Source organism: Streptomyces sp. NPDC088387 (genome assembly GCF_044753385.1).
In the GTDB taxonomy this organism is placed as follows: domain Bacteria; phylum Actinomycetota; class Actinomycetes; order Streptomycetales; family Streptomycetaceae; genus Streptomyces.
The window spans coordinates 981,506-999,587 of sequence record NZ_JBIVNC010000001.1; the positions used below are offsets into that span (position 1 = coordinate 981,506).

General features: G+C 72.3%; 13 protein-coding genes. 2 read left to right on the forward strand and 11 right to left on the reverse strand.

Annotated elements, in window-relative coordinates:
* Positions 1 to 108: 108 nt before the first annotated feature.
* From obgE to ACIQAC_RS04475, 6 genes are all read right to left on the reverse strand, one after another.
* Entirely contained in the window at positions 109 to 1,545 is a 1,437-nt protein-coding gene (gene obgE, locus ACIQAC_RS04450; protein WP_402186851.1) for a GTPase ObgE, read from the reverse strand.
* A 132-nt stretch (positions 1,546 to 1,677) separates the two neighbouring features.
* The gene (rpmA, locus tag ACIQAC_RS04455) at positions 1,678 to 1,932 is read right to left on the reverse strand and encodes a 50S ribosomal protein L27 (protein WP_402186852.1); all 255 of its coding nucleotides are present in this window, start codon (positions 1,930 to 1,932) and stop codon (positions 1,678 to 1,680) included.
* Between the two features lie 14 nt (positions 1,933 to 1,946).
* Entirely contained in the window at positions 1,947 to 2,267 is a 321-nt protein-coding gene (rplU, locus tag ACIQAC_RS04460; RefSeq protein WP_149513635.1) for a 50S ribosomal protein L21, read from the reverse strand.
* A 300-nt stretch (positions 2,268 to 2,567) separates the two neighbouring features.
* A complete protein-coding gene (locus ACIQAC_RS04465) occupies positions 2,568 to 6,689 on the reverse strand; it encodes an Rne/Rng family ribonuclease (protein WP_402186853.1) in 4,122 nt (1,373 codons plus the stop codon).
* Between the two features lie 264 nt (positions 6,690 to 6,953).
* Positions 6,954 to 7,736, reverse strand: a complete 783-nt coding sequence (locus ACIQAC_RS04470) for a TIGR03936 family radical SAM-associated protein (RefSeq protein WP_402186854.1) — start codon at positions 7,734 to 7,736, stop codon at positions 6,954 to 6,956.
* A 48-nt stretch (positions 7,737 to 7,784) separates the two neighbouring features.
* Positions 7,785 to 9,044 carry a hypothetical protein gene (locus ACIQAC_RS04475; protein ID WP_402186975.1) on the reverse strand — a complete coding sequence of 420 codons (1,260 nt, stop codon included), beginning with the start codon at positions 9,042 to 9,044 and terminating at the stop codon, positions 7,785 to 7,787.
* Positions 9,045 to 9,314: 270 nt separating this feature from the next.
* On the opposite strand from ACIQAC_RS04475, the gene ACIQAC_RS04480 reads away from it, so the two are divergent.
* On the forward strand, positions 9,315 to 11,327 hold the full coding sequence (locus ACIQAC_RS04480) for a sigma-70 family RNA polymerase sigma factor (RefSeq protein ID WP_402186856.1): 2,013 nt from the start codon (positions 9,315 to 9,317) through the stop codon (positions 11,325 to 11,327).
* A 49-nt stretch (positions 11,328 to 11,376) separates the two neighbouring features.
* Here the strand turns inward: ACIQAC_RS04480 and ACIQAC_RS04485 are convergent, their stop codons facing one another.
* Together ACIQAC_RS04485 and ACIQAC_RS04490 are read right to left on the reverse strand one after the other, a co-directional pair.
* A complete protein-coding gene (locus ACIQAC_RS04485; protein ID WP_402186857.1) occupies positions 11,377 to 12,123 on the reverse strand; it encodes an ABC transporter permease in 747 nt (248 codons plus the stop codon).
* A complete protein-coding gene (locus tag ACIQAC_RS04490; RefSeq protein ID WP_402186859.1) occupies positions 12,116 to 13,123 on the reverse strand; it encodes an ATP-binding cassette domain-containing protein in 1,008 nt (335 codons plus the stop codon). Before ACIQAC_RS04490 ends, ACIQAC_RS04485 begins: the two co-directional genes overlap by 8 nt.
* Positions 13,124 to 13,249: 126 nt before the next feature.
* On the opposite strand from ACIQAC_RS04490, the gene ACIQAC_RS04495 reads away from it, so the two are divergent.
* Complete coding sequence (locus ACIQAC_RS04495) at positions 13,250 to 14,005, forward strand: TetR/AcrR family transcriptional regulator C-terminal domain-containing protein (protein WP_402186861.1); 756 nt, start codon at positions 13,250 to 13,252, stop codon at positions 14,003 to 14,005.
* Positions 14,006 to 14,036: 31 nt separating this feature from the next.
* Here ACIQAC_RS04495 and ACIQAC_RS04500 read toward each other — a convergent pair whose 3' ends face one another.
* The 3 genes from ACIQAC_RS04500 to ACIQAC_RS04510 form a co-directional block, all read right to left on the reverse strand.
* Positions 14,037 to 14,435 (reverse strand): S1 RNA-binding domain-containing protein, encoded by a 399-nt coding sequence (locus ACIQAC_RS04500; protein ID WP_402186862.1) that lies wholly within the window; start codon positions 14,433 to 14,435, stop codon positions 14,037 to 14,039.
* Between the two features lie 10 nt (positions 14,436 to 14,445).
* Positions 14,446 to 16,386, reverse strand: coding sequence for a TIGR03960 family B12-binding radical SAM protein (locus ACIQAC_RS04505; RefSeq protein ID WP_402186864.1), 1,941 nt, complete (start codon positions 16,384 to 16,386; stop codon positions 14,446 to 14,448).
* 127 nt (positions 16,387 to 16,513) lie between these two features.
* Positions 16,514 to 18,019 (reverse strand): CHAD domain-containing protein, encoded by a 1,506-nt coding sequence (locus ACIQAC_RS04510; protein ID WP_402186865.1) that lies wholly within the window; start codon positions 18,017 to 18,019, stop codon positions 16,514 to 16,516.
* Positions 18,020 to 18,082: the final 63 nt, after the last annotated feature.

An 18,082-nucleotide genomic window follows, 5' to 3' on the forward strand; every position in this document is an offset into this window, starting at 1 on the left:
CCCACGCCGACAATGGCCGAGTCCTGGGCCCTGGCCAAAAAGGAAGGGAGCAGGGCCGCCGGGCCCTGCTCCCTGCTTGTGCCGTCCCCCGGGACGACCCGGAGCCGTCTAGAACGGCTCGAAGCCGTCGAACTCCTTCTGCGCCTCGTCCCGCTCCGCCTGAAGGTCCCGGCGCCGCTGCGCCGCCGGCCGCGGGGCCTCAAGCCGGTGGTCCTCACCGCGGCGGCCCAGCATCTCGGCACCGGCCATGACGGTCGGCTCCCAGTCGAAGACGACCGCGTTGTCCTCGGGGCCGATGGCCACGCCGTCCCCGGCGCGCGCGCCGGCCTTCATCAGCTTCTCCTCGACACCGAGGCGGTTGAGCCGGTCGGCGAGGTAGCCGACGGCCTCGTCGTTGTTGAAGTCGGTCTGGCGCACCCAGCGTTCGGGCTTCTCCCCGCGGACGCGGAACAGGCCGTCCTCCTCCAGGGTCACCGTGAAGCCGCTGTCGTCCACGGCCTTGGGCCGGATGACGATCCGCGTCGCCTCCTCCTTCGGCTTGGCGGCACGCGCGGTGGAGATCAGGTCACCGAGGGCGTACGACAGTTCCTTCAGCCCGATGTGGGCCACCGCCGACACCTCGAAGACGCGGTAGCCGCGCGCCTCAAGGTCCGGGCGGACCATCTCGGCGAGGTCCTTGCCGTCGGGCACGTCGACCTTGTTCAGGACGACCATCCGCGGCCGGTTGTCGAGCCCGCCGTACTGGCGCAGCTCCTCCTCGATGATGTCGAGGTCGGTGACGGGGTCACGCTCGGACTCCAGCGTCGCGGTGTCCAGCACGTGCACCAGCACACTGCACCGCTCGACGTGCCGCAGGAACTCCAGGCCCAGGCCCTTGCCCTGGCTGGCGCCCGGGATCAGGCCCGGCACGTCCGCGATGGTGAAGACGGTGGAGCCGGCCGTGACCACACCCAGGTTCGGGACCAGGGTGGTGAAGGGGTAGTCGGCGATCTTCGGCTTGGCCGCGCTGAGCACGGAGATCAGCGAGGACTTGCCGGCGCTCGGGTAGCCGACCAGCGCCACGTCGGCGACGGTCTTCAGCTCCAGCACCACGTCGTGCAGATCACCGGGCTCGCCGAGCAGCGCGAAGCCGGGGGCCTTGCGGCGGGCCGAGGCCAGCGCCGCGTTGCCGAGCCCGCCGCGGCCGCCCTGGGCGGCGACGAACGAGGTGCCGTGGCCCACCAGGTCGGCGAGGACGTTGCCGGCCTTGTCGAGCACCACGGTGCCGTCCGGCACGGGCAGGACCAGGTCCTGGCCCTCCTTGCCGGAGCGGTTGCCGCCCTCGCCGGGCTTGCCGTTGGTGGCCTTGCGGTGCGGGGAGTGGTGGTAGTCGAGCAGCGTGGTGACGGACTGGTCGACGGTCAGGATGACGTCACCGCCCCGCCCGCCGTTCCCGCCGTCCGGGCCGCCCAGCGGCTTGAACTTTTCCCGGTGAACGGAGGCACAGCCGTGACCTCCGTTACCCGCGGCGACATGCAGCTCGACGCGGTCCACGAAGGTGGTCATGGTTCGGTGCCTCCAGAAAGTACGAGTACTACCCGTGCCGGGTAATACCTATGTCAACACGCGAAAGGCGGACCCGCCTTCCCGTCCGGGAAGTGAGGTCCGCCTCGCGAGAAGTTCGGTCTACGGCCTGGTTCAGGCGACCGGAACGATGTTCACGACGTTGCGCCCGCGGTGGGTGCCGAACTGCACGGCACCGGCCTGGAGGGCGAACAGCGTGTCGTCGCCGCCGCGACCGACACCCGAGCCCGGGTGGAAGTGCGTGCCGCGCTGGCGGACCAGGATCTCACCGGCGTTCACGACCTGACCGCCGAAGCGCTTCACGCCGAGCCGCTGGGCATTGGAGTCGCGACCGTTCCGGGTGGACGATGCGCCCTTCTTGTGTGCCATCTCTCCTCAGTCCCTTACTTCGCAGCCGCGGGGATCTCAGTGACCTTGATCGCCGTGTACTGCTGGCGGTGGCCCTGACGACGCCGGTAACCGGTCTTGTTCTTGTAGCGCAGGATGTCGATCTTGACACCCTTGTGGTGGTCCACGACCTCGGCCTGGACCTTGATGCCGTCCAGCACCCACGGGTCGCTGGTCACGGCGTCGCCGTCGACAACGAGCAGGGTCGAGAGCTCGACCGTGTCGCCAACCTTGGCAGTGGAAATCTTGTCAACCTCAACGATGTCGCCGACAGCAACCTTGTGCTGGCGACCACCGCTGCGCACGATGGCGTACACGCGGATCTCACTCTCTCGCTCGGGAACGGCACCCTCGCAGTCCAGCCGCCCGGACAACCGACACGGACAGCCTCTCCCGATCACCGAGGTTCTCGGAAGGAAAAGGTTTACGAGGATGTGGCGTGTCACTGGACACGCCGACGGTCCAGGGTACGGGGCCCTGGACCGGGGGGTCAAACCGGGCCCCGGGCCCGGAGCACGCACCCTTCGGTACGCGCCCCGGAACCCGGGACGTGACGGTCGGCCGTCGCCGGTCAGCCGTCGCCGGCGGGCCGTCATCGGTCGGCCCTCGTCGGTCGGTCAGCCCTCGTCGGTGGAGGCCGAGACGGAGGACAGCGTCTGCTGCTCCGCCGCCGCGGTCTTCTTCGACGTCGACTTGGCGGCCGTCTTGGTCGCCGCGGCCTTCTTGGCCGTCGTCTTCTTCGCGGCCGTCTTCTTCGCCGCGGTCTTCTTGACCGCCGTCTTCTTGGTGGCGGCCTTCTTCGCGGTGGCCTTCTTGGCCGTCTTACGGGCCGGCTTGCCGGCCGGCTCGGCCTCGTCGACCGCGGGCTCCGCGGCGGGAGCCTCCGTGGCCGTGCCCGACGGGACGACCACCACGGCCGTGTCCTCGGACGCGGTGGGCGCGGTGGCCTTGCGCACCGCACGGCGGCGCGGACGGGCCGGGGCGGCGGCCTCGGCCGGGGCCTCCGCGGGTGCCTCGGCGGACGCGGCGACCGGCTCGGGCGCGGCCTGCGGCTGCGGTGCCGGCTCGGTCACCGTGACGACCGCGGACTCGGCGCTCTCGGGCGCCCCGGCCGGCGCGGACACCCTGCGGGTGGCCCGGCGGCGGGTACGGCCCTTGGGCGCGGCCTCGTCGACCGCCGGAGCGGCCGGCGCGGAAGCGGTGGCCTCGACCACCGGGTCCTCGGCGGCGACCGGCTCGGCGTGCGCCTCGGCGGCGGGCTCCGGCTGCACCGGACGCTCGGCCTCCGCCTCGGCGGTCACCTGTTGGGCCGTCGGCGCCTCGGCCTTCGGCGCGCCCGCCGGAGCGGACGCCCTGCGGCCGGCCCGGCGACGCGAACGCCCGCGGGTGGAAGCCGCGGCCTCCGCCTCTGCGACGCTGCTGTACAGCTCCTCGTCCGGCGCGAACTCGGGTGCGGTGAGCGCGACCGGCTCGGCGACCTCGGCCGCGACCTCGGCCTCCGACTCCGTCTCGTGCTCGACGGCGGCGCTCTCGTGCGTGTGCTCCGACGCGTCGGAGCCGCCCCGCCCGCGCTTCTTGCGCTTGCCGCCGCCCCCGACGGAGGTCGGCTGCTCCATGTGGACGATGACACCGCGTCCGTTGCAGTGGACGCAGGTCTCGGAGAACGACTCCAGCAGACCCTGGCCGACCCGCTTGCGGGTCATCTGGACCAGGCCCAGCGAGGTCACCTCGGCGACCTGGTGCTTCGTACGGTCGCGGCCCAGGCACTCCAGGAGGCGTCGCAGCACCAGGTCCCGGTTGGACTCCAGCACCATGTCGATGAAGTCGATGACGACGATGCCGCCCAGGTCGCGCAGCCGCAGCTGACGCACGATCTCCTCGGCCGCCTCCAGGTTGTTCCTGGTCACGGTCTCTTCGAGGTTGCCGCCCTGGCCGGTGAACTTGCCGGTGTTGACATCGATCACGACCATGGCCTCGGTCTTGTCGATCACCAGCGAACCACCGCTCGGCAGCCACACCTTGCGGTCCAGCGCCTTCGCGAGCTGCTCGTCGATCCGGTACGTGGCGAAGACGTCGACCTCGGAGGTCCACTTCGTGAGCCGGTCGGCGAGGTCGGGCGCGACGTGCGAGACATAGCCGTGCACGGTCTGCCAGGCCTCGTCACCGCTGACGATGACCTTGGAGAAGTCCTCGTTGAAGATGTCGCGGACCACCCGGACGGTCATGTCCGGCTCGCCGTACAGCAGGGTCGGGGCGTTGCCGCTCTTCGCCTTCTTCTGGATGTCCTCCCACTGCGACTGCAACCGCTCGACGTCACGGCGCAGTTCGTCCTCGCTCGCGCCCTCGGCGGCGGTGCGCACGATGACGCCCGCGTCCTCGGGGACGATCTTCTTGAGGATGGTCTTCAGGCGCGCCCGCTCGGTGTCGGGCAGCTTGCGGCTGATGCCGGTCATCGACCCCTCGGGGACGTAGACCAGGTAGCGGCCGGGCAGGGAGACCTGGCTGGTCAGCCGGGCGCCCTTGTGGCCGATCGGATCCTTGGTGACCTGCACGAGCACGGACTGCCCGGACTTCAGCGCGGACTCGATACGGCGCGGCCCGTGGGCCATGCCGAGTGCCTCGAAGTTGACCTCACCGGCATAGAGCACGGCGTTGCGGCCCTTGCCGATGTCGATGAAGGCGGCCTCCATCGACGGCAGCACGTTCTGGACCTTGCCCAGGTAGACGTTGCCGACGTACGAGGTCGACTGCTCCTTGTTGACGTAGTGCTCGACGAGCACGTTGTCCTCGAGGACGCCGATCTGGGTGCGCTCGCCGCTCTGCCGGACGACCATCACGCGCTCGACGGCCTCGCGGCGGGCCAGGAACTCGGCCTCGGTGATGATCGGCACCCGCCTGCGGCCCTGCTCGCGGCCCTCGCGGCGGCGCTGCTTCTTGGCCTCCAGACGGGTCGAGCCCTTGATGGACTGCACCTCGTCGGACGGCTCGCTCTGCTTGCGCGGCTCACGGACCTTGACGACCGTGCGCTCCGGGTCGTCCTCGGACTGGTCGGGCTCGCCGGAACCGTCACCGGCCCGCCTGCGCCGACGCCGGCGACGACGGCTGCTGGAGGACGAGCCACCGGACTCCTCGGAGCGGTCGTCGTCCTCGGCGTCCTCGGCGTCCTCGCCGATCTGCTCGGCGGTGTCCTCGGCGTCCTGGGCCACCTGCTCGCCGGTGAGCTCGTCGGCGTCACCGGACTCGCCGTCGGCGGACTCGCCCCGACGGCGGCGGCGGCCACCGCGGCGGCGGCGCCGGCGCGAACCGGTGTCCTCGTTCTCCTCGGAGTCGTCCGAGTCGTCGGGGGACTGCTCGCCGCTGTCCTCGACGTCGTCGGCCGGCTCCTCCTCGGCGACGGGCGCCTCGGCACGGACCTCCGCGCGGGGAGCCTCGGCACGGGCCTCGGTGCGGGTCTGGGTCTCGTCCTCGAAGGCGGCACCGCGGCGCCTGCGACGGCGACGCGAGGCGGGCTGCTCCTCGGGGAACTCCTCCGGCTCGGCCGGCTCCTCCTCCGCGGCCTCGGCCGCGGCCTGGGCGGCGGCCCGCTCGGGCGTCTGGAACCTGGGCTCGGTGAACACCGGCGCCTGGAACACGGCGACGGCGGGCCGGGACGGCCTGCGCGAGGACTCGCCGTCGTCGTCTCGGTCGGCCGCCTTCGCACGGGCGGGCGGCTGCGCGGGCGCGGCGAAACCGGTCGCGGCCTTACGGACGACACGGCGGCGCGACCGACGCGGGCCGGCGGCCTCGTCGTCGTCCTGCTGCGGTTCGTCGGCGACCGGGGCGGGGGCGGCCGGCGTCTCGACGGCGGGCGCCTCGGCGGCCACCGGCTCGGGGACGACTGTCCCGGTCTCGGTGGCGGGGGTCTCCGCGGCGGGCGTCGACACCCGGCGGGTGGCGCGGCGGCGGGTGCGCTTCGGGGCGGCTTCGTCCGTCCCGCTGTCGGCGGCGGCGCCGTTCTGGGCGGCGGTGCCGCTCTCGGCGGCGGATTCGTTACGGGCGTTCACTTGGGCCTCGGCGATCTGCGGGGTCGCGACGGCCGCGGGGGCCTCGCCGCCCTGCGTGGTCTCAGCAGCGGGCACCTCGGCGGCCTGCGCGGCCTCGGCGGCGGGCGTCTCGGCCCGCTCGGGCGCACCGGCGGGTGCGGACACACGGCGCGTGGCACGGCGGCGGGCACGCGGAGGAGCGGGCTCCTCGACAGCGGCGCTCTCCGTGGACCCGGACGCGGGTGTGGAGGTGGGTTCGGGTGCGGTGACCGGCTCGGCGGTCTCCGCGACGGGCGCGCCGGCGGGCAGCACGGTCTCGGCTGCCTCGGCGGCCACGGGTGATCCGGTGGGTGCCGAGGCCCGGCGCACCGCGCGGCGGCGGGTACGGCCGGCGGGCGCGGGCTCCTCGGCCACGGCCTCGGCGGCGTCGGGCTCGTCGGTGTCGGGTTCGGTGACCGCGACGGTCACCGTGGTGGTGACGGCGGGATCCTCGACCACGTCCTGCGCGGTGAGGTCGGCAGCCGGTGCGGACTGCACGGACTGCTCTGCCGGTATGGCCGAGGCGGTGGCGTCCGTGGCGGTCGCCGGGGTCTCGGCGGCGGGCGGGCCCGCCGGTCGGGATGCGGCCCTGCGCCGGCGTCGCGGCGGCAGGGTGTCGCTCGGGGTGTTCTGTTCGGAGTCCCTCCGGGACTCGTCGGGTTCGGTCGGTTCGAGCATGCGGGCGTTTCTCCCGTCAGGCTCCCGGGCGCCGCGCCTGGTCCGGCGGGAATGCCGGTGACGTCCGCGGCTCGCGCGATGCGCGTGTGCCGCCGTCCGGGGCGCGGGCGCCGCACGGGAGCTCTCCGTGTCCTGTCTCACCGGTTCCGTATGCCTTGTCGCGTACGGCCTGGCGAAAGTCTTCTGGTCGGTGCGCTGCCCGACCCAGGTGGCTCCCGAGTACGAGGGCGGCGCTTTCGACGTATGTCCTACGCGGGACCTTCCCTACGCCGGCGCCGTCGCGGCGGCAGAGGGGACGGCCGCTGTGTGGGCCGTGTCTGCCTCGCGGTCGGGCGCGAGCGGGTCGGTCACCGTGCCGGTCTCTTCATCGAACAGCCCCTGCGCCAGCCTGGTCACCGCTGCGGGGACCGGCGGCGCCAGGTCGGCCACGGCGCGGAGACCGGACAGGACGTCGTCGGGTCGTACGGCAGGCGTCACGTGCCGAACAACCAGCCGCAGTATCGCACAGCGCCGGTCGGTCGGCCTATCGGACGGTGCACCCTGCGTTTCAGGGCCTTCACCGCTCGTCAGGCTCACCACGGCCGGACGGGCGTCGAACGTGCGCATGCCGTTCTTGGTCCGGCGCTGTACCTCGACGGTCCCGGCCGCGTTGAAAGCGGCCACCGCGCGGGTGGCGTCCGCGGGGTCGACGCCGTCCAGCCGCAGCTCCCACACGGAGGCGGTGAGCCGGTCGGCGAGCCCCGACGTACGGGCCTCGACGGCGTCGACGATGTCGAGCCCGGTGGGCAGCGACTCGTCGAGGAGAGCGCGCAGTTTCTGCGGATCACGCGCCGCGGTGAGCGCGATCTCCAGGTATTCCGCCTCACTGCCCGTGCCGGTGGGTGCGGCATTGGCGTACGACACCTTGGGGTGCGGAGTGAAACCCGCCGAGTACGCCATCGGTACCTCGGCGCGCCGCAGGGCGCGCTCGAAGGCGCGCTGGAAGTCGCGGTGGCTGGTGAACCTCAGGCGGCCGCGCTTGGTGTAGCGCAGTCGGATGCGCTGCACCGCGGGTGCGGGCGGCGGGCCTTCGGGCTGTCGCTTCCCCAGTGTCGCTCAGTCCTTCGTGAGTGCGGTCGTACTGCTACCAAGAGTACGTGTCTCAGCGGCCGGCGGTTCCCGCCGGGCGACCGCTTCCGGCTCGCGGGGCTCGCCGAAGACCATCCGACGGAAGTCGGCGCGCGCCTGCCGTGCGGTGTCCCGGGCGGTGGCGATCGCCTGCCGCGCGGTCCGTCCGGCGCTGCGCGCGGCCTCTGCGGCGGGCCGCAGCACGTTGTCCCGTACGGCGTGCCCGACCGGTGTCAGCACGGCCTGGTAGGCCCAGCGCACCGGCTCCACGAAGATCCACCGGAAGAGGGTGCCGAGGAAACGCCCCACCGCGCGGGAGAGGTGTCCGGCGATCCGCCAGGCGTGCCCGAGCGCGTCGCCGGTCTCCCGCCCGAGTACGGCCAGGAAGTGGCCGACGGGCACGAGGACCCAGCGCCAGACAGCGAGGGCGGGCAGCACGACCAGCACGCGCGCGGTCCAGTACAGCACCAGGCCGATGCCCTTGAACAGCGCGGACACCAGCCACGCGATCCCCTTGGCACACCAGGCGACCGCGTGTCCGACGGGAGTGAGGACCCAGATGTAGAGCCAAACCGCGGGCACCACAACGAGGTACCGGACCAGCCAGGTCAGGCCGGTCCACAGTCCGGCCGCGATCGCCGCGAGCACCACGGCGATGCCCTTGAGCACCCAGCGGATCCCGTGGCCCACAGGGGTCAGCAGCCACGCGTACACCCAGCCGAGCCCGGCCCCGATGCCCCGTCCGACCCAGGAGATCCCGGCCCAGATCCCGCGCCCGAGCCAGGACAGCGCCGCCCAGGTGCCCCGCCCGGTCCAGGCGACGCCGGCCCGGATGCCGCGAGCCAGCCAGGTCAGCCCGGCCCAGACGCCGCGGGCGGTCCAGGCGATGCCGTGCCCGACCGGTGTGAGGACGTGCCGGTACAGCAGGGTGAGGGGCAGTACGACGAGGACGTTTCCGAGCCAGGCCAGCCCGCGGCCGACGGGCACGAGGGCGTACCGCCACAGCGCGACCCAGGGCCAGACGAACAGGGCCCGTCCGACGGGGCGCAGGACGACGTCGTACAGAAAGCGCCCGGAGACGACGAGCGCGTCCCAGACCATGCGTACGGGCACGACCAGCACCAGCACGACGATCCGCACCGGTACGCGGATCGCCACGGCGAGGCAGCCCTCGGGCTCCCGGTCGGGCACCGGCGGCCGAGCCGCGGGCACCTCGGGCGGCTGAGCGTGCGGCTTCTCCAGATCCATACCGGCGTAGACGCGCGAACCGGTCATACGGATGCCGTGCGGACATCAGGATCCGGTCACGAAGAAGTGCCCGGCCCCACCCCACCCCGGGACGGCCCAGACCCCCGCTCCCCCCGCCCCGGGACGGTCCGAGCCCCCGGCTCCCCCGCCCCACCCCGGGACAGTCCGAGCCCCCGCTCCCCCACCTCTCCCCAGGGATGCGACCATGGCCCGGATTCCTTCCGGTCGCTTTCTGTTATGGCGGCGGCATCCTCCGACCCTCCCCTTGACATGAGCGACTTCTCATCCGGCGGACACGGCACGGAAGCCGCGGTCGTGCGGGCCGCGCAGGCAGGTGACCAGCGGGCGCTCGACACGCTCGTGGCCGAGTACCTGCCCCTCGTCTACAACATCGTCGGGCGTTCCCTGAACGCCCCCTCCGACACCGACGACGTCGTCCAGGACGTCATGCTCCAGATGGTCCGTGACGTCCAGCAGCTGCGCGATCCGGAGGCGTTCCGGTCGTGGCTGGTGGCCATCGCGATGCGGCAGGTCCGCCGGTACTGGCGGATCCGGCGCGAGGCACCGCCGTCCGGCGGCGAGTGCTTGGAGGAGACGGCCGGCCTCGCGGACCCGGGGGCGGACTTCGCGGACCTCACCATCACCGTGCTGCAACTCTCGGACCAGCGGCGCGAGACCGCCGAGGCGACCCGCTGGCTGGACCCGGAGGACCGCGAACTGCTCGCGGTGTGGTGGATGGAGGTGTCCGGGCAGCTCAGCAGGGCCGAACTGGTCGCCGCCCTGGAGATACCGCCCGCACAGGCGGGCGTGCGTGTGCAGCGAATGAAGGCGCGGCTGGAGACCGCGCGGGCGGTGGTCCGCGCGCTGGAGGCGGTGCCGCGCTGCGCGGAGCTCGACGAGGTGCTGCGCGGCTGGGACGGCCGTCCGCACGGGCTGTGGCGCAAGCGGATCGCCCGGCACGTGCGTGAATGCGCGGTCTGTTACGGGGTGTTCGACGAGGTGGTGCCGGCCGAGCGGCTGCTCGCGGACCTGGCGCTGGTCGCGGTCCCGCCGACCCTGCTCGCCCTGACGGCGGCGATGCTGCGGGCCGGCGCCGACGGCGGCGGAGTGGCCCTGGCGTCCCAGTCCGTGTCCCCCGACGCGTCCGCGGCGACCGATCTCGCGCACACCACCCACGCCGCTCACACAGCCCACGCCGCCCACGCCGCCAAGGCAGTCGTCTCGTTCGGCAAACTCGCCAGTCTGGTGTCCCTGGCCGCCGCGGGCGTCGCAGGCATCGTCTTCGCCGCGAGCACCCTGGTCGGACCGGACGACCCGGCCGGAGCGGCCGCCGTGGCCCCCTCGGTCGGCCGCTCCGCGTCACCGACGGCGTCCGCCTCGCCGTCCCCCTCGAAGTCCGCCACGTCGAAGCCGCCCGCCGGGCAGACGGAGAAGGCGGCTCCGAAGCCGGCCGATCCCCCGAAGTCGACGGCCGCCGACACCGAACTCCCGGTCCGGGCCGCCTTCTACTACCCCTGGTACGAGCAGAACCCGGTCACGGACGGCGGCAGCAAGTACACCGCCTCGGCACCGGACTACGACCAGGACGACCCGGCCACCGTCGAACGCCAGATCAAGGACATGCAGTACGGCGGGCTCCAGGCCGGCATCGCCTCCTGGTGGGGCCCCGGCACCGAGGAGGACCGGCGGATGCCGCTGCTGATGTCCGAGGGCGCCGAACTGGGCTTCTCCTGGAGCGCGTACTACGAGGACGAGGCGTACGCGAACCCGTCCGCGGAACGGATCCGCGACGATCTCGCCCACCTCCGCACCTACGCCGACCAGAAGACCTGGCTGCACATCGACGGAAAGCCGGTGATCTTCGTGTACGCGGCGGGCGGCGACGGCTGCGACATGGTCGACCGCTGGACCGAGGCCAACCGCACGGCCGGCTACTACGTCGTCCTGAAGGTGTTCGGCGGCTACCTGGACTGCGCGAACCAGCCGCAGGGCTGGCACCAGTACGCCGCGAGCCTCGACGTGCAGAAGGGCTACTCGGCGGTCCTGTCGCCGGGCTTCTGGAAGTACGACGCCGACGCGCCGGTGGAGCCGCGCGACCTCGACCGGTTCCGCCGCGAGGCCACCACGGTCGCCACCTCCGGCGCCCCCTTCCAACTCCTCGTCTCCTACAACGAGTGGGGCGAGGGCACGGCCGCCGAGTCGGCGACGGACTGGGCCAGCGCGAGCGGACACGGCGCCTACATGGACGTACTGCACGACGTCTTCACGGCGCATCCGCGCTGAGCGGTCCGGGCAAGCCCGGTCAGCGGCCGCCCGACGACGGAACAGGTGGTCAGCCGGCTGTGCGGCGGCGGAACAGACGGTCCGCCAGCACCACCGACACCACGAGGATCCCCGCGCACCACAGCAGCGCGACCCACGGCGTCGACCCGACCGGTTGACCGAGGAGCAGTCCGCGCAGCGACTCGATGACCTTGGTGACCGGCTGCTGGGCGGCGAAGCCCTGGAGCCAGCCCGGCATGGTGTCGGTGGGGACGAAGGCGCTGCTCGGGTACGGCAGGAAGCTGACGAAGAACGTGAAACCGCCCGCCGCCTCGGGCGACTTGGCGAGCAGTCCGACGGCCGCCGACAGCCAGGACAGGGCGAGGATGAACGCCAGCAGCACCCCGAGCGCGGCAAACCAGCCGGCGACGGTGGCCGAGGGGCGGAAGCCGATCGCGAAGGCGAGGCCGAAGACCAGGGCGGTCGCGACCATGTTGCGGACCGCGGAGGCCACCACGTGCCCGGCGAGGATCGGGGCGCCGCCGATGTCCAGGGAGCGGAAGCGGTCGATGATGCCGCCCTTGAGGTCGTCGGTGACGGCGACGGCGGTGTTGGCGGAGCCGAACCCGGCGCACAGGAGCAGGACGCCGGGCACGACGTAAGTGACGTACTGCGTGCCGGTGTTGATGGCGCCGCCGAAGAAGTAGACGAAGATCAGCAGCAGCATCACGGGCAGGGCCATCGAGGTGATGAGGGCGTCGATGTTGCGGCGGCTCATCCGCAGGGCGCGGCCGCTCATGATCAGGGCGTCAGACATGGCCGGCCTCCTGGGCGGGGGTCGGGACGCCGTCAGGGGTGTGCGCGCCTCGTCCGGTGAGCGTCAGGAAGACGTCGTCGAGGGTCGCGGTGTGCAGGCCGAACCGCTCGATGTCGGTGCGTGCGGGGTCCAACTCATCGAGCAGGGACCGGACATGGGCCGCGGTGCCGTCCGTGGGGACACCGATCGTGCGGGTCGCCGCGTCGATGTACGTGGCGTGCGGCGCGAGGCGCAGACAGGCCGCCGAGTTGGTGAGTACGAGGTCGAGCCGGTGTCCTGCGACGCGCTGCTTGAGCTCGGCGGCGGTGCCCTCGGCGACGAGGGTGCCGGTGTCGAGGACGCCGATGCGGTCGGCGAGCTGGTCGGCCTCTTCGAGGTACTGGGTGGTGAGGAGGACGGTGGTGCCCTGGGCGGACAACTCCCGTACGACGTCCCACAGTTCCTGGCGGCTGCGTGGGTCGAGGCCGGTCGTCGGCTCGTCGAGGAAGATCACCTCGGGGTCGCCGACCAGGGACGCGGCGAGGTCGAGGCGGCGGCGCATTCCGCCGGAGTACGTCTTCACCAGGCGGTCGCCCGCGTCGGTGAGGCCAAAGCCGTCGAGCAGGTGCGTGGCGCGGGTGCGGGCGGCGGCGCGGGAGTTGCGGGCCAGGCGCGCCATCATGCGCAGGTTCTCGGCGCCGGTCTGCATCTCGTCGACGGCCGCGAACTGGCCGGTGAGGCTGATGGCGCGGCGTACCCGCGCGCGTGCGGTGCGCACGTCGTGGCCGGCGACCTCGGCGCTGCCGGAGTCGGCGGCGGTGAGCGTGGCGAGGATGCGGACGGCGGTGGTCTTGCCGGCGCCGTTGGGCCCGAGCAGCGCGTAGACGCTGCCGCGCGGTACGGCGAGGTCGAGGCCGCACAGCACCTCGTGCCCGCCGTAGGACTTGCGCAGGGCGGCGGCGCGTACGGCCACCGCTCCCGCCGATGTGGCCGGCGCGTACGCCGCTGAACCCTGCACCATGACTGCCCCCTGGAACGCCGTAAGCTCACTGCGTATGCCATACGCACTACTGTGTAAGGGTTACGCAGAACTAGGATGTGCGTCAAGCCGACGGCGCTCGGGAGGGGGCCGGAACCAGGAGGTGCCATGGCCGAGGTCGACGACACATCGGGTCTGCCGGCGAGTCTCGCGACGGCCTGGGGGCTGCGCGAACGCCCCGCGAAGGGGCCGAAGCCCGGCCTCAGCCTGGAGCGGATCGTCGCGGAGGCGGTCGCGGTCGCCGCCGCGGAGGGCGTCGAGGCGGTGTCGATGGGCCGGGTGGCGAAGGCCCTCGGCGTCTCCACGATGTCCCTGTACCGCTATGTGGGCGCGAAGGACGAGCTGTACGTCCTGATGCAGGAGGCGGTGACACCACCCCCGCCGGAGCCGCTGCCCGGCGAGTCCTGGCGCACGCGGCTGGAGGTGTGGGCGCGCGCACAGCGGGCGGTCTTCCACGACAACCTGTGGATGCTGCGCATCCAGATCTCCGGCCCGCCGGCCAGCCCGCGCTGGGTGGAGTGGATGGAACACGGGCTCACGGCCCTGGAGGACACCGGCCTCGACGAGGGCACCAAGCTCGGCGTCCTGATGCTCGTCGGCGGTTTCGTCCGCAACGAGGCCACGGTCATGTCCGACATCGACGCGGCGATCCGCGCACGCGGCCAGAGCCCGGACGCCTTCCTGCGCGACTACTCCCGCCGCCTCACCGCCCTCACCTCACCCGAGCGGCACCCCGGCGTCACCCGGGTGCTCGAGTCGGGCGCACTCCAGGCCGCGGACGGCCCGGACACGGAGTTCGACTTCGGCCTGACACTCGTACTGGACGGAATCGGCGCCCTGGTCGAACGCCGGGGGCATCCCTAGCGGACCCGGACCCCCTCCGGACCACAGACGCTCAGACCCGCCGTCGGGACAACGTCAGCCTGCGCCCCTCCCGGTCAAGGTCCGTGACCATGACGGCGACCTCGTCCCCGATCCCCACCACACCCTCCGGCGCGCTCACCGGCGTCTCGCTCAGTTCGGCCGGCGGCACCAACCCCTCGACCCCGTCCGCAACCTGGACGAAGACGCCGAACGGGACCAGCTTGGTCACCGAACCACGCACCTCGGCGAAGCGCCGGCGCCAGGAGCCGTCCAGCGTTCCCACCTCACCGAGCGGTCGGGCCGCGAACCCGTCCAGGGTCACCGTCGCGTGACTCCGGGTGACGGCCACGATCGTCCCCGAGCAGCGGTCACCGACCTGGACCGTCGCCAGAAACCTCGCCACCGCCCGGTCGGACCCCGCCTCCCCCATGCCCCGCTCGTCAGCCGGTGGGAGCCGGCTTGCTGACCGTCAGCGGCAGCAGCTTCCGGCCCGTGGGACCGATCTGGATGGACGTGTCCATCTGGGGGCACACCCCGCAGTCGAAGCACGGCGTCCAGCGGCAGTCCTCGACCTCCGTCTCGTCCAGGGCGTCCTGCCAGTCCTCCCAGAGCCAGTCCTTGTCCAGACCGGAGTCCAGGTGGTCCCAGGGCAGGACCTCCTCGTAGGTGCGCTCGCGGGTCGTGTACCAGTCGACGTCCAGGCCCTGCGGGGTGAGCGCCTTCTCCGCGGAGCGCATCCAGCGGTCGTAGGAGAAGTGCTCGCGCCAGCCGTCGAAACGGCCGCCGTCCTCGTAGACCGCGCGGATCGCCGCACCGAGCCGGCGGTCGCCGCGCGAGAGGAGGCCCTCGACGATGCCGGGCTTGCCGTCGTGGTAGCGGAAGCCGATGGAGCGGCCGTACTTCTTGTCGCCGCGGATCTTGTCGCGCAGCTTGGTCAGGCGGGCGTCGGTCTCCTCCGCGGAGAGCTGCGGCGCCCACTGGAACGGCGTGTGCGGCTTGGGGACGAAACCGCCGATCGAGACCGTGCAGCGGATGTCGTTGGCGCCGGAGACCTCACGGCCCTTCTGGATCACGCTCATCGCCATGTCGGCGATCTGGAGGACGTCCTCGTCCGTCTCCGTCGGCAGGCCGCACATGAAGTACAGCTTCACCTGGCGCCAGCCGTTGCCGTACGCGGTGGCGACGGTGCGGATGAGGTCCTCCTCGGACACCATCTTGTTGATGACCTTGCGCATCCGCTCGCTGCCGCCCTCGGGGGCGAAGGTCAGACCCGAGCGGCGGCCGTTGCGGGTCAGTTCGTTCGCCAGGTCGACGTTGAAGGCGTCGACCCGCGTCGACGGGAGGGACAGACCGATCTTGTCCTCCTCGTAGCGGTCCGCGAGGCCCTTGGCGATGTCGCCGATCTCGCTGTGGTCCGCGGAGGAGAGGGACAGCAGGCCGACCTCCTCGAAGCCCGTCGCCTTCAGGCCCTTGTCGACCATCTCGCCGATACCGGTGATCGAGCGCTCCCGCACCGGGCGCGTGATCATGCCGGCCTGGCAGAAGCGGCAGCCGCGGGTACAGCCGCGGAAGATCTCCACCGACATCCGCTCGTGGACGGTCTCGGCGAGCGGGACGAGCGGCTGCTTGGGGTAGGGCCACTCGTCGAGGTCCATCACCGTGTGCTTGGAGATCCGCCACGGGACACCGGAGCGGTTCGGCACCACGCGGGCGATCCGCGCGTCGGGCAGGTACTCCACGTCGTAGAAGCGCGGGATGTAGACGCCGCCCGTCTTCGCCAGCCGGAACAGCACCTCCTCGCGGCCACCGGGCCGCCCCTCGGCCTTCCACTGCCGGATGATCCTCGTCATGTCGAGGACGGCCTGCTCGCCGTCGCCGATGACCGCCGCGTCGATGAAGTCGGCGATCGGCTCCGGGTTGAACGCCGCGTGCCCGCCCGCCAGCACGATCGGGTCGTCGACCGTCCGGTCCCTGGCCTCCAGCGGCACGTCCGCGAGGTCCAGCGCGGTCAGCAGGTTCGTGTACCCCAGCTCGGTGGAGAAGCTGACGCCGAGCACGTCGAACGCCTTCACCGGGCGGTGGCCGTCGACCGTGAACTGCGGGACGCGGTGCTCCCGCATCAGCGCCTCCAGGTCCGGCCACACGCTGTAGGTGCGCTCGGCGAGGACGCCCTCCTGCTCGTTCAGCACCTCGTAGAGGATCATGACGCCCTGGTTCGGCAGGCCGACCTCGTAGGCGTCGGGGTACATCAGGGCCCAGCGGACGTCGCAGGAGTCCCAGTCCTTGACGGTGGAGTTGAGCTCTCCACCGACGTACTGGATCGGCTTCTGCACATGCGGGAGCAGCGCTTCGAGCTGCGGGAAAACCGACTCGACAGACATCGCGCGACTTTCGTGAGCTGACTGGGGGTACCCCCGGCCGGCGGCTGGGGGGCGGGAGACCATCTAGCCTAACGCGGCGCGAGTACCCCTCCGTACGCCGAGACCCACGGCCCTCCCCCAGGACACCTCAGAGGATCGTGCCCCCGCGGATCGGCTCCCACAGCCCCGGCAGGTCCCGCTCGGCGTCCGCCGCTCGCTGCTCCTCACGCCCGTAGAGCACCCCGTACGTGAACGCGTTCTCCCCCGCCGCGTGCGCCTGTAGCGCCAGGTCCCGCAGGGCCTCGCGGACCATCACGCTGTCCTGGTGCTCGCCGAGCAGGCCCTGCACGGACTTCATCGACTTCACCAGCGCGGACGCCGGGTCGCCGAGCGCGGGGACGGCCGCCTCGGCCGCGTACCGGGCCCGCTTGGCCTTCTTGCGCGCCTCGTGCAGCGCGAAGTCGCGCTCCGGACCGGGCGGCAGCTCCAGCCCCTGCTCGACCAGCACGGCCACCTTGCCGAAGTCCTTCAGTACGGCCTTGGCGACCGCCTTCTGCGGGCTGCCGGCCGCGGGCTTGAGCAGCGGCGGCTCGGCGAGCAGGGTGTCCAGCGCCGCGAGCAGCGCCAGATAGCGTCTTCCGTCCAGTACGGCGATCAGCCGGCGCCGCGATCCCCCGCGCCGGGCCCCCGACCAGGTGCGCAGCCGGGTGCGTACGGGTCCGACGAGCAGGTTGCGCGGCAGGGCGCCGATGGCCCCCGTGAGGTGCTCGGTCAGCACCTCCTGGTCGCGGTCCACACCCAGCTCGCCCGCGAGCCACTTCAGCTCCAGGCCGACGGGGTCGGTGACGGCACGGTCCAGGAGCTTGGAGTAGGAGCGGAAGGCGCTGCGCATCCGCCGGGTGGCGACCCGCATGCTGTGCACGGAGTCGTGGATGTCGCGCCGGACGGCCGGGTCGAGACCGACGACGGCGTCGCGCTGGGTGCGCAGATACGCGAGGACGTGATCGCCGGCGGTCACGGGCGGCGCCGGCTCCTTCGGGGTGCGCCGCTTGCTCTTGGGCGCGGTCTCGGCGAGTGCGCGGGCCAGCTTCGACGAGGACGCGGACGGCCGTACGCCCGCCTTGCGCAACCGTTTCTCCACCTTGTCGAGCAGCACGACGTCGGCTCCGTCGGCCAGCTCGACCTCGATCTCGGTCCACTGGGCGTCCTTGCCGCCGCCGGTGAGCCGCTCCGCGCGCACCGCGTCGACGCTGACCTCGGCGAGCACCCGGCCCTGGCCGTCGGTCAGTTCACGCAGGTCGCGGGCGGACCGCAGCCGCATCACGGGCCGCAGCTCGGCGTCGCGGACGCGGGAGCGGACCAGGGCGGCGATGGTGCGCGGCAGGGTGTCGGAGAGCGGCGCCTGGATCTCGTCGCGCACGCCGGGGGCGACGGGGAACTTCAGATGCCAGCCCGCGTCCGCGCCGCCGGTGCGGCGGCGCAGGGTGATGGCGTCCGCGGCGAGGCGCTCGTCGGCGGTGTCGTAGTAGACGGCGTCCAGTTCGACGACGCCCTTGTCGATGACCGCCGCCACACCGGCCACGCCGGTGAGGTCCGGCAGGCCGCTCTCGTCGGATTCGTATTTGCGCTCTATTTCACGCTTCGCGTCCGCCATACGCCGAATCTAATGGCAGTCGAGCCGTGATGGCAGAGTGCACCCGGCGTGAACCGCAGGGAA

Bases quoted from the DNA above. Each gene is read 5' to 3' on its own strand.
- ACIQAC_RS04510 (WP_402186865.1), bottom strand. From the start codon at position 18,019: ATGGCGGACGCGAAGCGTGAAATAGAGCGCAAATACGAATCCGACGAG.
- ACIQAC_RS04480 (WP_402186856.1), top strand. From the start codon at position 9,315: ATGAGCGACTTCTCATCCGGCGGACACGGCACGGAAGCCGCGGTCGTG.
- ACIQAC_RS04475 (WP_402186975.1), bottom strand. From the start codon at position 9,044: ATGGATCTGGAGAAGCCGCACGCTCAGCCGCCCGAGGTGCCCGCGGCT.
- ACIQAC_RS04485 (WP_402186857.1), bottom strand. From the start codon at position 12,123: ATGTCTGACGCCCTGATCATGAGCGGCCGCGCCCTGCGGATGAGCCGC.
- rpmA (WP_402186852.1), bottom strand. From the start codon at position 1,932: ATGGCACACAAGAAGGGCGCATCGTCCACCCGGAACGGTCGCGACTCC.
- ACIQAC_RS04490 (WP_402186859.1), bottom strand. From the start codon at position 13,123: ATGGTGCAGGGTTCAGCGGCGTACGCGCCGGCCACATCGGCGGGAGCG.
- ACIQAC_RS04505 (WP_402186864.1), bottom strand. From the start codon at position 16,386: ATGTCTGTCGAGTCGGTTTTCCCGCAGCTCGAAGCGCTGCTCCCGCAT.
- obgE (WP_402186851.1), bottom strand. From the start codon at position 1,545: ATGACCACCTTCGTGGACCGCGTCGAGCTGCATGTCGCCGCGGGTAAC.
- ACIQAC_RS04500 (WP_402186862.1), bottom strand. From the start codon at position 14,435: ATGGGGGAGGCGGGGTCCGACCGGGCGGTGGCGAGGTTTCTGGCGACG.
- ACIQAC_RS04465 (WP_402186853.1), bottom strand. From the start codon at position 6,689: ATGCTCGAACCGACCGAACCCGACGAGTCCCGGAGGGACTCCGAACAG.
- ACIQAC_RS04495 (WP_402186861.1), top strand. From the start codon at position 13,250: ATGGCCGAGGTCGACGACACATCGGGTCTGCCGGCGAGTCTCGCGACG.